The organism is Acidithiobacillus sp. TH-A36 (assembly GCF_057473445.1).
Map to the genome: position 1 here is coordinate 1 of NZ_JBYCKP010000638.1, position 16,274 is coordinate 16,274.

The following is a 16,274-nucleotide window of genomic DNA, read 5'->3' on the forward strand; positions in this document are numbered from 1 at the left end:
CCATGTCGCGTCCAACCCCACAGTGCAGGCGACTGCAATGAGCCAGTTACTGGAAAGACTCTCCCGGGAATTGGCGCATCATTTGGGTTGAACATCCCGCAATAATCAGGAGGACTCTTTGCGTGAACGCCGGGGACGACGGGATTTACCACCCGTAGCCTGTCCTTCTGGCACTACTCGTTCAAAGTCAATTTTGCGATCGTCCAGGTTGACATTCATCACCCGGATTTCTATGGCGTCACCCAACTGGAATGTTTCCTTACTGTGCTCACCAATAATACGGTAATGCTGCGCATCAAAATGGAAATAATCTTCACCAAGGGTGCTGATATGAATCAGACCTTCCACATACACCTCGCGCAGGGCAACAAACAGGCCAAAACCGGTCACGCCGGTAATAATACCGGTAAATGTTTCACCAATTTTATCCATCATGAATTCACATTTGAGCCAGTTTACTGCTTCACGACTGGCTTCATCTGCACGGCGTTCGGTCATGGAACAATGCTGCCCCAACTCCTGCAATTCCTTTTTAGCCAACCAGCGTGGTTCCTGGATACCCGCATCCAGCAATGCCTGGATACCGCGATGAACCACCAGATCGGGATAGCGGCGAATGGGTGAGGTGAAGTGGGTATAAGCCGGAAAAGCCAAACCAAAATGCATTCCGGTATCCACGGTATAAAATGCTTGCGACAGGCTCCTTAAAATCACGGTCTGAATCAGACTGGAATCACTACGGTCACGGGTTTCTTCAATGATCTTCGCCAGATCGGCGCTACGCGGACGCTCCGGCAAGCGCAAGGGTACCCCAAGCTCTCCCAGAAAACGGCGTAAATCCTCCAGCTTGTCTGCGGAAGGCTCTGGATGGACCCGGTACAACATGGGCAAGTCATGAATCCGGAAATACTGGGCAGCACACACATTGGCCGCGAGCATGCATTCTTCGATAATACGATGCGCTACATTACGGGTAACGGCGACAATTTTTTCAATGCGTAACTGGTCATTGTAGATAATGCGCGTTTCCTGGGAATCGAACTCAATGGTCCCTCTTCGCTCCCTGGCCCCGGCAAAACTTTGATACAGGCGGTGTAACGCCTCCAGATGCGGCACCATAGCTGCATCCTGGGTACGCAACGCCTCATCCCCATCAAGAATGGCGGCCACTTCGTCGTAGGTAAAGCGGCGCTGGGAGCGCATGACCCCCCGGGCAAAACGAAAACGCTGAACCTCACCAGTTGCATTCATCTCCATTTCGCAAAGCATACACAGCCGGTCCACATGCGGATTCAGGGAGCATAAGCCGTTCGAAAGGATTTCCGGCAGCATCGGAATGACCCGACGCGGGAAATACACGGAATTACCCCGGGCAATCGCCTCTTTATCCAGAGCGGAGCCCGACTGAACATAACTGGCCACATCGGCAATGGCGACAATAAGGCGAAAACCATCGGCAATTTCTTCCGCAAAAACCGCATCGTCAAAGTCTTTGGCATCGGCACCATCAATGGTAACCAGGGGAAGATCACGCAAATCGCGGCGACCTGCTTTCATATCCTCGGGTACCACTTCGGAAAAACGCGCAGCCTCGTCCAGAACCGCCTGCGACCATTGATAAGGAAGGCCGTAATTACGCACCGCAATTTCCACTTCCATACCGGGTGCCATGTGTTCGCCAAGAATTTCCACGACCGATCCCTGGGGCATATTGCGACCATCCGGATACTGGATAATATTTAGCGTCACAATCTGCCCATGCACCGGTGCCAGTTCGCCTCCCTCCACCACCCCGAATTCATGGGAAATCCGCCGATCTTCAGGCACCACGTAATGGCTGCCGCCATCGGCAAAATAACGCCCCACAATCTGTTTCAGAGACCGCTCCAGGATGCGGACGACCGTACCTTCAATCCGTCCACGCCGATCTTCGCCCACCGCCCGGCCAAGAATAATATCGCCATGAAAAACCTTGCGCATTTCCCGGGGTGATAAAAAAAGATCTTTGCCACCGGCTTCAGGAATCAAAAAGCCAAAACCATCGGGATGGGCGCTGACACTCCCCCGAATCAATTCCATGGCTTCGATAATGCCGTAGGCTCCGCGTCGGTTGCGCACCAACTGGCCATCTCTTTCCATGGCACGCAGGCGGCGGCGCAAGGCTTCCTGGTCTTCTTCCTCGATTACGAGCTCGGCAAAAAAATCTTCCAGCGTCAGAGGCTGTCCCGCTTCTTCCAGATACTGAAGAATGTATTCCCGACTGACGATAGGGCGTTCATATTTTTCTTTTTCCCGCTCGAACATGGGATCACGTTCACTCAGTGCTGCGGGCTCCTGGTTTTCAGGCATTGACAACTACTCCTTAATCAAAGATCATTCCGTCCACGCCGAGGTGGCGGAATTGGTAGACGCGCTAGGTTCAGGTCCTAGTGAGCGAAAGCTTGTGCTGGTTCGAATCCAGTCCCCGGTACCAAAAGCAAAGGGCAGACTTCAGGGTCTGCCCTTTTTTATATTTGCTGTTCACAACACCCCGGACAGGAGAATGGTATCCTCCCGGTCAGGACCCGTTGAAATGATCGCCAGAGGCCGTCCGGCAAGCTTGGCAATAGCCTCCAGATACTGACGTGCTGTCTGGGGCAGATCTTCCCAGCGACGGACTCCGGCAGTAGATTCCTGCCAGCCGGGAAAAGTCTCGTAAACCGGTTCACAAGCCGCCAGTGCTTCAGCACCGGAAGGGAGTTCATCCTGAACCACGCCCTTAACCCGATAACCCACGGCGACCCGGATTTCCGCCAGACCATCCAGCACATCCAGCTTGGTCATGCACAAGCCGGTCACTCCGTTGACGCGACAGGCAGCGCGCAAGGCCACCGCATCAAACCAGCCACAACGCCGGGCCCGCCCTGTGGTCGCGCCCACTTCCGCACCTCGTTCCGCCAGAAATACTCCGGTTTCGTCGAATAACTCAGTGGGGAAAGGACCTGCGCCTACGCGGGTGGTATAGGCTTTGGTAATACCTAAAACATAACCCAGTTCGGCCGGCCCGACGCCACTTCCGGCGGAAGCAGCACCCGCAATCGTATTGGAAGAAGTGACATAGGGGTAGGTTCCATGATCCACATCCAGCATGGTCCCCTGCGCACCTTCAAACAAAATTCTTGCACCTTCTGACTGCAACTGTGCAAGACGCACGGATACATCGACCACCATGGGAGCCAGCCGCTCTGCCAGACTCAGATATTGATCGAGAATGGCATCAAAATTCTCTGCTTTCTGCTTGAAATAATGCTGAAGTACAAAATTATGGTAATCCAGCGCTTCACCCAGCTTTGCAGCAAAACGCTCGCGGTGAAAAAGATCACCCACCCGCAAAGCGCGACGCGCCACCTTGTCTTCATAAGCAGGACCAATCCCCCGACCGGTCGTACCAATTTTCGCATCGCCTTTGGCATGCTCACGAGCCAGATCCAGGCTTTTGTGATAGGGCATAATCAACGGACAGGCATCCGAAACAAAAAGACGCGCATGGGCATCGGGCATCACCGGCAGCAATTCATCCAGCTCAGCAAAAAGCGCCAGCGGATCCAGAACCACGCCATTCCCAATAAAACAGGACACACCTGCGCGCAAAATACCCGAAGGAATAAGATGCAGCACGGTTTTGCGCGTGCCAATCACCAGCGTATGTCCGGCGTTATGCCCGCCCTGAAAACGCACAACCGCCTGGCAACGTTCTGTGAGCCAGTCCACAATTTTGCCTTTTCCTTCATCACCCCACTGCGTACCGATGATGACCACATTTGACTTATCAGACACGGAGCACTCCGCCAATAAAATGGAAAATAGTTTTAACGTGCATTCAGGGAGCGCAATACCCAACCTGCAGAAGAATGTTCCAGGAGGGCATCAAAACCCCGGTTTTCCAACTGCGCTTGATCTGGCAATTCGCCCGCCAGAAAGTCCTGCGCCACCACATGCCCCTGCTGACGTTGCTCGGCAATAGCCTTCCATAAAGCCTGATCGCTGCCGGCAGGCGCCCAGATATGTTGGCTCCGGCGCGATTCTGGAAGATCCCGAAGCAGAGGTTTCAGGTCCAGACTGAAACCGGTTGCCGGACGGCGACGCCCAAATGCTGCACCAATGTCATCGTAGCGTCCACCACGAGCCAACGCTTCTCCGCGTTGCGGCCCGAATAAAGAGAACAGCAGGCCGGTATGGTAGAGATGACCACGAATTTCCGAAAGATCACATTGAATGTCGAGATCCGGGTAGCGCAAGCGCAGTGCTTCCCAAACAAAATGGAGATCATCCAGTGCCTTGCAAATGGCCGGGTGATGACCCAACTGCTGACGCGCGCGACTCAATACATCATGATCCCCTTGCAAACGGGCCAGGGCATCAAAATCGGCACAAAGGCTTTGTCCTGCGCCATGAATTTGCAACCAGTGCCGGACATCCGGCCAGGCCTTGCGTTCTACATGCCGCAACAAATCATTGCGCTGGGTAGTGGCAAGGCCAGCCGCATCAGCCAGGGCCCGGGGAATACTGACATGACCAATATCCAGCAACAGATTGGGGACCTTGCAGTGGCGCAGACTTTCCACCATCAGGGACAACACTTCGAGATCCCCTTCCGGTCCAGCGACGCCAAACAACTCAGCGCCCACCTGAAAGGGTGCCCGACTGCCACCCAGCAAGTCAGGGCGCGCCCGCAGCACGGTTCCGGCATAGGCCAGACGGCGAATTTCCCCGGAAGCTGAAGTCTGGGCGTCAATGCGCGCCATCTGCGGAGTCATATCCGAGCGCAGGCCTACCAGACGACCACTGTCCTGATCCAGCAGTTTCCAGGTTTGCAGGTCCAGGTCAGCGCCACTACCGGTGAGCAAACTTTCCAGATGCTCCACTAAAGGGGGTGTCACCTGACGGTAGCCCCACAGCGCATAGCGATCCAGAAGACTGCGCCGACAATGTTCAAGAGCCTGCGTACGTGCGGGCAGAATATCCTCGAAGCCGCTAGGCAAAAGCCAGGTCGGATGGTTTTCGCTGCGCATTATTTTCCCGCCTCATTCAAGGAATGCCGAAAATATTTGAAAAATGGAGAATCCGGATTAAGTACCAGCACGGTTTTATCACTCAAAGCATGACGATACGCTTCAAGACTGCGATAAAAGGCAAAAAATTTCGGATCCTTACCATAAGCATCCCCGTAAATGGAGGCCGCTTCGGCATCACCCTGCCCCTTGATTTGTTCCTGTTGACGATAGGCATCAGCCAGAATGCTGGTTTTTTCTTTCTCGGCGCTGGCACGAATTTGCTCTGCATCAGCCTTGCCTTGGGAATGGTAGGTATTGGCCTGCTGAGTTTGCTCCGCCTCCATGCGCTTGTAAGTCGCCTGCAGCAGTTCCGGGGGCAAGCCCACCTGCAAAATCCGCAAGTCCACCAGGCGGATCCCAAAATTTGACAAGTGCTGGTCTGCCGCCTGCATAACCGGGCTGGAAATTTCCTGCTGCCGGGCAGCAATGAGCGTTGTCATGGACATCGTCGCAATGTGACTGCGTAAGGCGGCACGAAGTTCATCGCCAATTTGGGTCTGGGCATTCGCCTGATCATGCAGCCGCGCATAATAAACTCCAGGATTCACCACTTGCCACTCAGCGAAATAACTCAGCAGTAAAGGCTTTTTGTCCTGGGTCAAAAAGGACTCCGGTTGCGGACTATAATTTTGCAAGCGTTTATCCACATACTCCACATTTTGCAGAACCGGCCATTTCATATAAAGACCAGGGGCCTTCTGCACACTGATTTGCCGGCCAAATTGCATGAGCAAGGCATTTTGTGACTGATTGACCGTATAAAAACTGGCAGAGGCCAGCAGCAGCACCGCGAGAAAAACAATCAGTACAGCCCATATCCAGTTTTTCATGAGTGCGCTCCTGAAACCGGCAGCACAGGTTGGCTGGCAACACTGTCGGTAGTAGCGACCGGGGCCGTACTACGATCTGCGGCGGTGGCCGACTCTACCGCGCGTGTGCTCGCACTGGGCTGAACGGCAGTTTTTTCGGGCATATGCAAATAAATCACTGCTTTTCCATGACTATCCATGATGACTTTTTGCGTGCTGCCAAGAATATCCTGCATGGTATGCAAATACATACGCTCACTCACCACCTGGGGGTTCTTCTGATACGCCTGCAGCAGGTCCGTAAAGCGGGCAGCATCACCCTTGGCACGATCCACCACCTGCAACTTGTATGCCTCGGCCGCTGTCACCATAGTGGCGGCTTCACCCTTGGCCTTGGGGATAATACTGCTGGCATAGGCTTCCGCCTCACGCCGGGATCGGGCCATATCCTCGCGGGCAGTCATCACGTCGGTATAGGAAGCCTGCACCGATTTGGGAATATGAATGCTGAGAATCTGCACTGCGTTGATCGTCACGCCAGCATGTAATCCTGTCAGCAAATTCTGGCTACTATGCTGGATCTGCTGGGCCATGGCACTTTGATCCACATGCATCAGGGCTTTCAACTGGCTTTTCCCCACGGCATTGCGCATGGCAGACAAAGCCGCATAGCGAATCAGCTGCTCCGGATTAGTGCTGGAAAACAGGTAATGACTGGCATTACTGATACGGTAATCCACAGCAAAGTGAACATCCACCACGTCACCGTTGGCGGTCAGCATCATTCCTGGGTTCAGGGTATCCACGGCGCCACTGTAACCCAAAACAATCCGCTGATTCTCGGCAGTGCTGAGTAAGGAAACGCTTTCAAAAGGCACGGGCAAGTGATAATGAAGACCCGGCTGGGTAATGCCGACTTCCTTGCCAAAACGCAGCACCACGCCTTCCGCATTGGGTCCGACAATATAAATACCCGATGCAATCCAGAATAAAATCAGTATGCCAATGATAATAATGGGCAAACGGTGGAGCCAGCGGGGATCCCACTTGGGACCTCCAGAACCCCGGCCTTTGCCGGAACCCAGTAAAGCACCCAGTTTTTTCAACTCCTGGGTAATTTTCTGAATGTCAAAAGCAGGCTTTTGTGGGTTGGGACGCCGTCCCCAGGGGTTGTTATTATTATTTTTGTTGTTTCCGTTTCCGCCCGGATCACTCCACGGCATACCAATCTCCTTCCTTGATTATTTCGGGTATTGTAGAGGTCGGGTCCTGCGCCTGACAACCATGGTCACGCATTTGCGCGCGCAGACGACGCCATGCCAGATCATCAATATCAAAAACCATCCGGGTTTTACCTTCCTCGTCAAAATCTTCGTCGATGACACTGGCCAGACGATGCAAACAGGCACGCAAAGCGCCCTCCTCAGGACTCAGCAGCAGCTCGACGCGCAAAATAGAGCGACCAACCCGTTCGAGAATAGCTTGCAGCAACGCATCAAGACCTGCACCGCTCCGGGCACTGACATTCACCGCAATCAATGTTCCCGAAGCATCATACAGACCTCCAATCGCTTCACCCGTCATGTCAACCTTGTTGAAGACCACCAGCACCGGCAGAGTATCCGCTGCAATTTCTTTAAGGACTGATTCGACTGCAACCATTTGCGTATCACGGTCCACCGCGCTGCCATCTACTACGTGCAAGAGCAATTGCGCCTGATTCACCTCTTCCAGCGTTGCCCGAAATGCAGCAATCAGATCCGTCGGCAAGTCACGCATGAAGCCCACCGTATCGGCAAGCAACACCGCATCCTGCCCGGCAACCTGCAAACGGCCAATAGCCGGGTCCAGGGTCGCGAATAAACGATTTGCCGCATAATTACTGCGCTCGGTCAGGGCATTGAACAAAGTGGATTTACCCGCATTGGTATAGCCCACCAAAGCCACGGTCGGCAACGGAGCGCGCTGCCGGGCCCGGCGCTGGGTCGCCCGATGGGCAGCTACCTTGACCAGCTTGTGCCGCAGGGACTGAATACGATCTCCAATCAGGCGACGGTCTGTCTCCAGCTGTGTTTCACCAGGACCGCGCAAGCCAATGCCTCCGCGTTGCCGCTCCAGATGGGTCCATCCACGAATCAGGCGCGTCCGCAAGCGGGTCAATTGAGCGAGCTCGACCTGTAATTTGCCCTCATGAGTCCGGGCACGTCGTGCAAAAATATCCAGAATCAACCCGACCCGATCAATCACCCGGCACTGCAAGGCCCGCTCCAGATTGCGCTCCTGCACTGGACTTAACGATCGATCAAACAAAACCAGATCCGCTGCCACTTCACGCACCTTTTCGGCCAGTTCCTGCACTTTGCCACTGCCAATAAAAGTTGCCGGATCAGGGCGATTGCGGGTCACAGGGATTAACTCCAGAACATCCGCGTCGCTGTCGGTAGCCAGATGAAAAAATTCGGCCCCGTCGTCGAGATCCACTTCGCCATGTAATATCACATGGACCAGAAGGACCCGCTCACGGGGCGCGTCTACTGCAACTGCACTATGGGTCAGAATCAGGCCTCTTCTTCTGTCGCCGTCGCCTCACCTTCGCCCTCAGGCAAAGGCAAGCGTACATCACGACCGGGAACCACCGTAGAAATGGCATGTTTGTAAATCATTTGGCTGACATTATTCCGCAACAAAACAACGAACTGATCGAAGGATTCGACAAATCCCTGCAACTTGATCCCGTTGACCAGATAGATGGCGACGGGAACGTGTTCCTTACGCAGCAAATTAAGAAAAGGATCCTGAAGAATTTGTCCTTTTTGTTGACCGGCCATTTTTTATCTCCTTGACTATGCTTCATGGCGCTTTTAGGGTAGTGAAAAGCCTGCGGGACAGATTTCACTGCATGGAACTTAGACTAGCTCAAAATAGACGGGAAAGCCATGCTTATAAGGTCCACTCATTCATCCATATTCATGATGGACTGAAGTGACTGCGGCCAGCGATCCAGCCGTGAATGATTGACCTGCAGCCTGCTTGCCATTAGCTTAGAATCGAAACCTGCCTGTCATCCGGATGGTCATGACGGTGGAAGGTTCCTAAATTCAAGGAGAAGCAATTAGTGGACAAAACGGCCATCGATGATAAGGCGCTCCGTAGTCGCGTGAAATTACTGGGCAATCTGCTCGGTGAAGTCTTGCGCGAGCAGGCCGGAACCCGGGTTTTCAACGCCGTGGAACAGCTTCGCCAAGGCTATATCCGCCTCCATAAAAAAGAAGATTCCCGCCTACGGGAACGGCTTGCCCGCTTCATAGACGCCTTACCCCAGGATGATCTGGTCCTGGTAATTCGTGCCTTCAACACCTATTTCAGTCTGGCCAACATTGCCGAAGAAGAATCCCAGCATCTGCAACGCCGTCGCCTTTTACAAAAAGGCGACGGACTGTGGACGGGATCCTTTGAAGAAACCTTCCGCTCCCTCCAGCAACAGGGCATCACCTCCGGGCAGATTCAGTTTTTGCTCGATCAAACCCGATATCTCCCCGTTTTTACCGCGCATCCCACCGAATCCAAAAGACGCACGGTCCTGCATGGACTGCGCCGCATTTTCGTGGTCAGCCAAACACTTGATGACCCCAGCCTGAACGACGAAGAAGAAAAAGAAGTCATCGACAATTTGCGGGCACAAATCCAGATCCTCTGGGAAACCGAAGAAGTCCGCACGAATAAACCCCAGGTTCAGGATGAAGTGGAGAACGGTTTATTCTTCTTTCGCGACAGCCTGTTCAAAGCCGTACCCATGACCTATCGCGCCGCTCGTCGTGCTGCTCGACGGGTATTTGCCAACACTGACATCGACATTCCCGCGTTTATTCGCTTTGGTTCATGGATTGGCGGAGATCGGGATGGCAACCCCAACGTCACTGCCGCCATCACCAGTTGGGCCTTGCGTACCCAGAGTGTCGAGGTCCTCAAGGAGTATCAGCAACGGCTTAGCGGGCTTTATCAATTGTTGGGGCATTCCAGCCGGTTTTGCGGCATTTCGCCGGTCCTGCTCGCCTCTCTGGAACGCGACGCCGATGATTTTCCGGAACTGGCCGAATGGGTAGATCAGCGCTTCCCCAGTGAACCCTACCGCCGCAAGCTGCGCTACATGATGACCCGGCTGGATTTGCGCCTGCGGCAGCTGGAAAACGGCCAGATCATGAATGAATCCGCTGGCCCGGCTTATGGATCAGCCGAAGCCTTTCTGGATGACCTGCTCCTGGTCCGTGACTCCTTGCGCGGTCACAATGATGATTACATCGCTGATCATGATATTCAGGATATAGTCTGGCTGGTACAGACATTTGGTTTTCATCTGGCCAATCTCGATATTCGCCAGGAATCCACCGTGCATTCCCGAACCATTTCTGAACTATATGCAGGTGTCCCGGGTTTTGCCGGTTACCTTGAAATGTCTGAAGAAGCCAGACTGATAACCCTGACGGAAGCCCTCAAACGTCCCGGTCCGCTGGTTGAGCAGCATCCTGAACTTTCGCCACTGGCTGCCGAAACCTGCGCCATTTTTCGCTGTATCGCCCAACTTCGTCGCGAAGTCAGTGCTTCCGGATTTGGAAATTACGTGATTTCCATGACCCACGAAGCCAGTCATATTCTTGAAGTGCTGGTGCTGGCCAAGGAATTCGGGCTGGCAGGCTGGTCGCGACAGGGGCTTTACAGTGAAATTGCCGTCACCCCACTGTTTGAGACCATTCACGATCTGGAGCGCATGGATGCCGTCGTTTCCACGCTGCTCGATAACCCGGTTTATACCGAAATCCTCAGCAGCCAGGAAAACACCCAGGAGGTCATGCTCGGATACTCCGATTCCTGCAAGGACGGTGGTATTTTATCGTCCAGTTGGTCGCTGTATCAGGCCCAGCTGCGCCTGGCCGCCATTGCTGACAAACGTAATATCCAAATTCGCGTGTTTCATGGTCGTGGCGGCAGCGTTGGTCGCGGTGGGGGTCCCACCTATGAAGCTATTCTGGCGCAACCGCCTGATACCGTTCGTGGGCAAATCAAGATCACTGAACAGGGTGAAGTCCTGTCCTTCAAATATGCCAACCTCGAAACCGCTGTATACGAGTTAACCGTCGGCACCGCCGGCCTCATCAAAGCCAGCATTGGCCTGGTACGCTCGGCCACCCCCGACAACCCGGCTTATCTCAAGGTCATGACGGAGCTCACCCATCTGGGCGAAAAGGCCTATCGTGACCTTACGGAAAACACTCCGGGGTTTCTGGATTATTTTTACGAAGCGACCCCGCTGAATGAAATAGCGCACATGAACATTGGCTCACGCCCCTCCCATCGGCAGCGCAGTGACCGCTCCATGGGCTCGATTCGAGCGATTCCGTGGATATTTGCCTGGGCACAGTCCCGCCATATTCTTCCGGCATGGTTCGGGCTGGGTTCTGCTATTGCCCAATGGCGGGTGGATAAACCCGAACGACTGGAAATTCTTCAGGACATGTATCAGCACTGGCCTTTTTTCCACGCCCTGATGGGCAACATCAGCATGGCCATGTCTAAAACCGACATGGCGCTGGCAGGAGAATATGCCAGTTTACCGCTTGATCAGGAGCTCGCCACGTCAGTTTTCCAGAAAATCCGCCAGGAGTTTGAGCTGAGCCTTGGAGAAATGCTGGCCATGGCTGGAACCGAGCAGCTGCTTTCCGATAATCCTGGTCTCGCTTTTTCTTTGCAGCGTCGTAACGTATACATGGAACCCCTGAATCATATTCAGCTCGCCCTGCTCCGCCGTTACCGCAATGATGATGCACCGCCGGAATTCCGGGAAATATGGCTGGATCCCCTGCTGCGCACCATCAACGCCATCGCAGCCGGACAACGCAATACCGGCTGAGAAAAGTGTTCCATGTCACTACCTGAACTGATTCTGGCCTCCACCAGCCCGTACCGAAAGGCATTGCTGCAGCGTCTGCAAATTCCCTTTCGCTGCGTAGCTTCCCAGGTTGATGAAAGCCCGCTTCCGGAGGAAACCCCGGAACAACTGGTGGCGCGTCTGGCTTTGGCCAAAGCCCACGCCGTATTAGTCCACCACCCTGAAGCATTGGTTATCGGCGCTGATCAAATGGCTTGTTGCGCCGGTCGGGTTCTGGGAAAGCCAGAATCGGCAGCCAGGGCCGAAGAACAACTGCAATGGATGCAAGGTCGTCGGGTCGAATACCTCAATGGTGTTGCCATAGCTGATGCCAGCGGCGCGGAGCAGTTCATCGTTCCCTATTATCTGACCTTACGCGCACTAAGCCCGGAGGATATTCGCCGCTATATTGAAAAAGATCAGCCCCTCGACTGCGCTGGAAGTTTACGTTCTGAAGGTCTGGGGATCAGCCTGCTGGAAAAAATGGAAGGAGCAGACCCCAACGCCCTGATGGGAATGCCACTGCTGAGCATTTCCGAAGTGTTGCGGCGCCGGGGATATGCATTGCCCTGAGATCAGAAACTGACAATCGGGGTGGGATGCCTTGCAGCGGGTCCGACCAGCCAGGAAGCAAAAAGGGCGACTTATCCAGTCGCCCTTTCTTTTTAAGCAAATAACAAAGGGTCAGCCCCAGCCATCGCCGCCATCATCCATGCCGAAATCATCATTACTGGCTAGCTGGTCATTGCCCCAGGAATTATCGGTCAGGCCCAGGTCGTCATTGCCTGATGCGTTAGCTTGTGTTCCGGCAGCCTCGTGACCACCGAACAAACTTCCAGCAAGCGCCTGCCCGGCAGCCAGCCCGGCACCCACCCCGACTCCGGTAGCAATTCCCGATGCGAGACTAGAGCCCAAGCCACCACCCTGTTGAGGCACACCCCCCATCGGGCCGCCAGGATATCCCGGACCATTGGGTCCATAGCCACCATTCATGCTGCCAAAAGGCCCCGGGGTCGGCCCACCCCGATACATCAGTTGTGCATTCTGCCGACGCCGCCGTAAAAACATGGAGATCACCGCAATCAGCAAAATCAGACCCAGAAAAAAGACCAAAGCAGAACCCCAGGAACTCTTTTTTTCCGTCGTCGGCTTGGTCACGGCCTGACTATGACTCTTTACGGATTTTTTGAATTTCTGCAAGACTTCCGGCTTGACGAAAGGCATGGCCGGAGCCAGTTGTTCAGATTTCTGCAGGGCTACTGCGGCTTCTGACCATTTACCCTGACGCGCCAGGATTCTCGCCTCCAGGTATTGCGCCTCCGCAGAATTTGGATGTGTACCAAGCACCTCCTGCATCATGCTTTGTGCCTGATCCAGATGACCACTTTGAATGGCTTGAGTCACCTGTGTGACAGAAGGTTCGGCCCACGCTAATGGTGCCGTGACTATACTGACAAGCAGGATGCTTGTTCCCAAAAATTTTTTATTCATTCGCTCCCCCAATAAAAATGTTGCCAAGTTAATATGGGGTGAAATTCTGCAAGAATCAAGCGTTCTGTAGCATTTTGTAACCTTCTATATTCATGCCACAATTTAGCTTGAATGACTGGACAGGGGTGACCGTAGAGGATGCCCGTCATGGTTCTACAGCTTGAACAGGCCTGAGTTTGACAGAATTGCCAATAATAGCCATTATACTGACCGGTCGGTTCAGACCTCTGAGAGGTAATTTTTAGTGCACAAACCACTACCCAAACCCGTTGCGGCCCTCTTGGCCCTAGGTGTTGCCAGCAGCCTGGCAGCCTGTAGCTTTGAACCCAAGCTACGGGTGCCGCCCGCGCCTTCCGACAAAATGGCTTATACGGCGGGCAAAAGTCCGGTAAAAACCGTTACGCCCGGCGGTATGGCCGGAGCAGCACAGGAAATCCAGTATGGCACCGAACTACATGAACAATGGTGGAAACTGTTCCACTCCAAAGCTCTGGATACCCTCATCAGCGTGGGCCTGAAAAACAGTCCGACCATTGCGGCTGCCCAGGCCCAAATGCGTGAAGCCCAAGCCACAGCGCGTGCCAATGCCAGCATTTTTTATCCGCAGGTAACTGGCACCCTGCAGGCCAATCGCAGCAAAAGCACGGCCGCCACTTTTGGTGGCAGTGGGGGTATCCATTACTCATTGATCAACGGGTCGCTGGGGGTGTCTTATTACCCTGACATTTTTGGTGTTAATCGCCTGGTCTATCGCAACAGCGAAGAGTTGGTGAAATACCAACAGTGGCAGTTGGAAGCCGCGAAACTGACCCTGACCGGCAATATTGTCACCACCGCCATTGATGAAGCGGCTACCGCAGAACAAATCCAGGCTACCAGGGCCATCATCGCCCACGAAAAAAAGCTGCTGGAACTGACCGAAAATCAGTATCGTGCCGGTGCCATCGACTACAGCACGGTCATGACCCAAAAAAGTCAGATGGCCAGTGAAGCCGCCACCCTGCCGCCGCTGGAACAGCAATTGGCCGTCTATCGCCATGAACTCGCCATTCTCGTTGGGGCATTTCCTGCGAATGCCAAACGCCAGAATTTTACACTGACCGATCTGAAACTGCCGGGAAAACTGCCCGTCAGCTTACCGTCGCAGCTCCTCCAGCAAAGACCGGATATCCGCGCCGTAATGGCGCAGATGAAAGCGGCAAATGCGCAGATAGGGGAAGCGCGTGCGCAGTTTTATCCGACCGTCAAACTGACCGCCGCATTCGGCAATGCCGCCAGCAATCCCAACATATTTTTTGACCCCGTCAGCAGCATCTGGAGCCTGGTCGGGTCCATGTCCCAGCCTTTGTTTGAAGGTGGCAAACTGGAAGCTCAGAAAGCCGAGGCACATGCTGCCTATGACGCACTCTACGCCAACTACCGCAGCACCGTGCTCAATGCTTTTGATCAGGTGGCCAACGGGTTGCGGGCGGTGGAGCATGATGCCCAGGCCCTCGCCGCCCAGCGTGAGGCGCTGTCCGCTTCCCGGGAAGCACTCAAACTGGCGCAGGCCAGTTACCGCGCCGGTGCCAGTGATTATCTGACCCTGCTGACGGCTGAAGTCCAGTACAACACCGCCAAAATTGCCGAGATCAAGACACAATCCCTGCGTTATCAGGATAGTGCCGCATTACTCGTGGCTTTGGGGGGTGGCTGGTGGAACAAGCCGGATCAGAAGTCAACGACTACGCCTACCCATTCTTAAACCTTTTTATTGATCGCAGCCATCCTCTGCGGAGACTGAAATATGAAAAAAGCATTTGTGATTGTCATTATTGGCCTGCTGATTGTTTTTGGCGGAATTTTTGGGTTTAAAGCCTTCGTCAACAGCAAAATTGCCGAAGCGATGGCGCACATGCCCAAGCCGGTAGTCACCGTGAGTGCCGCAACAGCAGAAATTGCCCACTGGCACCCGCAACTGCGCGCCGTCGCCTCGCTGGCGGCCGTTCAGGGTGTAGATGTTACGCCCCAGATTGCTGGCAATGTGACCGCCATCCATTTTCGCTCCGGCCAGTATGTACAGGCAGGGACGCCGCTGGTGCAGATTGACAACTCTACGCAATTGGCCCAACTGGCCAGTGATCAGGCGCAACTGCGACTGGCTTCCAGCAATTTGCAGCGTACCAAAGAGTTGATCGCCACCAGGGCCGCCAGCCAGGCCCAGCTGGATTCAGCCCAGGCGACCTATCAGACGGATCAGGCTGCCATCAAGGATATTCAGGCGACGCTGAACAAACTGACCATTAGCGCGCCCTTCAGTGGTTATCTCGGCATCCGCCAGGTGAATGTGGGTCAGTATCTGACTCCCGGCACCAAAATAGTGGACCTGCAGTCCTGGAGCCCGCTCTACGCCAACTTCACGTTGCCGCAAAGCGATCTCCAGAATATTCAGGCCGGGACTCCGGTGCAGATCCAAACCGACGCTCTGCCCGGTCAAACCTTTTCCGGAAAAGTGACGGCTCTGGGTTCTGCCGTCAACAGCACTACCCGGCAGATAGAAGTACAAGCCACCATCGATAATCCCAAAAATCAGCTCCGGCCAGGACTGTTCGGGGAGTTGACGGTGGTGCGCGATACCACTGAAAAAGTCCTGGTCATTCCAGTATCTGCCATTTCCTATAACACCTTTGGCGATTATGTTTACGTCATTCATAAAGAGAAAAAGGATGGCAAAACCCAGGAAACCGCCGTGCAACAGGTCATCAAACCCGGCAAGCAGCGCGACGGCATGGTGGAAATACTCTCTGGATTGAAGCAAGGCGACAGAATCGTTACCGCCGGTCAGGTCAAACTGGTCAATGGCAGCCTTGTTACCATCAGCCACAACGCGTAAGGCTAGCTCATGAAATTTACGGATATTTTTGTTCGTCGCCCGGTACTCGCCACGGCGTTGAGTCTGGTAATTTTCCTGCTGGGTCT

At 54.1% G+C, this 16,274-nt stretch carries 12 protein-coding genes and 1 tRNA gene; 5 read left to right on the forward strand and 8 right to left on the reverse strand.

Annotated elements, in window-relative coordinates; all coding sequences use genetic code 11:
- Positions 1–105: 105 nt before the first annotated feature.
- Positions 106–2,349, reverse strand: coding sequence for a ribonuclease R (gene rnr / locus AC2VLY_RS15900; protein WP_486893134.1), 2,244 nt, complete (start codon positions 2,347–2,349; stop codon positions 106–108).
- 37 nt (positions 2,350–2,386) lie between these two features.
- On the opposite strand from rnr, the gene AC2VLY_RS15905 reads away from it, so the two are divergent.
- Positions 2,387–2,473 (forward strand) — tRNA-Leu (locus AC2VLY_RS15905).
- Between the two features lie 47 nt (positions 2,474–2,520).
- Here AC2VLY_RS15905 and AC2VLY_RS15910 read toward each other — a convergent pair.
- Genes AC2VLY_RS15910 through hfq form a run of 6 tightly spaced genes read right to left on the reverse strand, consistent with a single transcriptional unit; the run spans position 2,521 to position 8,730 of the window.
- On the reverse strand, positions 2,521–3,816 hold the full coding sequence (locus AC2VLY_RS15910) for an adenylosuccinate synthase (RefSeq protein WP_486893135.1): 1,296 nt from the start codon (positions 3,814–3,816) through the stop codon (positions 2,521–2,523).
- A gap of 32 nt (positions 3,817–3,848) precedes the next feature.
- Positions 3,849–5,051 (reverse strand): ATP phosphoribosyltransferase regulatory subunit, encoded by a 1,203-nt coding sequence (locus AC2VLY_RS15915; RefSeq protein ID WP_486922621.1) that lies wholly within the window; start codon positions 5,049–5,051, stop codon positions 3,849–3,851.
- Complete coding sequence (gene hflC / locus AC2VLY_RS15920) at positions 5,051–5,923, reverse strand: protease modulator HflC (RefSeq protein ID WP_300254347.1); 873 nt, start codon at positions 5,921–5,923, stop codon at positions 5,051–5,053. The genes AC2VLY_RS15915 and hflC overlap by 1 nt, the downstream gene beginning before the upstream one ends.
- The gene (gene hflK, locus AC2VLY_RS15925) at positions 5,920–7,125 is read right to left on the reverse strand and encodes an FtsH protease activity modulator HflK (RefSeq protein WP_486922623.1); all 1,206 of its coding nucleotides are present in this window, start codon (positions 7,123–7,125) and stop codon (positions 5,920–5,922) included. The genes hflC and hflK overlap by 4 nt, the downstream gene beginning before the upstream one ends.
- A complete protein-coding gene (hflX, locus tag AC2VLY_RS15930; protein WP_486893952.1) occupies positions 7,112–8,464 on the reverse strand; it encodes a ribosome rescue GTPase HflX in 1,353 nt (450 codons plus the stop codon). The genes hflK and hflX overlap by 14 nt, the downstream gene beginning before the upstream one ends.
- Positions 8,461–8,730 (reverse strand): RNA chaperone Hfq, encoded by a 270-nt coding sequence (gene hfq, locus AC2VLY_RS15935; protein ID WP_193650775.1) that lies wholly within the window; start codon positions 8,728–8,730, stop codon positions 8,461–8,463. The genes hflX and hfq overlap by 4 nt, the downstream gene beginning before the upstream one ends.
- A gap of 287 nt (positions 8,731–9,017) precedes the next feature.
- Between hfq and ppc the strand changes: the two genes are divergently transcribed.
- Together ppc and AC2VLY_RS15945 are read left to right on the forward strand one after the other, a co-directional pair.
- Positions 9,018–11,807 (forward strand): phosphoenolpyruvate carboxylase, encoded by a 2,790-nt coding sequence (gene ppc / locus AC2VLY_RS15940; RefSeq protein ID WP_486922624.1) that lies wholly within the window; start codon positions 9,018–9,020, stop codon positions 11,805–11,807.
- A 12-nt stretch (positions 11,808–11,819) separates the two neighbouring features.
- The gene (locus tag AC2VLY_RS15945; RefSeq protein ID WP_300253927.1) at positions 11,820–12,398 is read left to right on the forward strand and encodes a Maf family protein; all 579 of its coding nucleotides are present in this window, start codon (positions 11,820–11,822) and stop codon (positions 12,396–12,398) included.
- Between the two features lie 111 nt (positions 12,399–12,509).
- On the opposite strand, the gene AC2VLY_RS15950 is transcribed toward AC2VLY_RS15945, so the two are convergent.
- Complete coding sequence (locus AC2VLY_RS15950; RefSeq protein ID WP_486922625.1) at positions 12,510–13,316, reverse strand: tetratricopeptide repeat protein; 807 nt, start codon at positions 13,314–13,316, stop codon at positions 12,510–12,512.
- A gap of 244 nt (positions 13,317–13,560) precedes the next feature.
- Here AC2VLY_RS15950 and AC2VLY_RS15955 point away from each other — a divergent pair, with 244 nt between their 5' ends.
- Both AC2VLY_RS15955 and AC2VLY_RS15960 read left to right on the forward strand, forming a co-directional pair.
- Positions 13,561–15,060, forward strand: coding sequence for an efflux transporter outer membrane subunit (locus tag AC2VLY_RS15955; protein ID WP_486922627.1), 1,500 nt, complete (start codon positions 13,561–13,563; stop codon positions 15,058–15,060).
- Positions 15,061–15,102: 42 nt separating this feature from the next.
- Positions 15,103–16,188, forward strand: a complete 1,086-nt coding sequence (locus AC2VLY_RS15960) for an efflux RND transporter periplasmic adaptor subunit (RefSeq protein WP_486922629.1) — start codon at positions 15,103–15,105, stop codon at positions 16,186–16,188.
- Positions 16,189–16,274 lie beyond the last annotated feature (86 nt).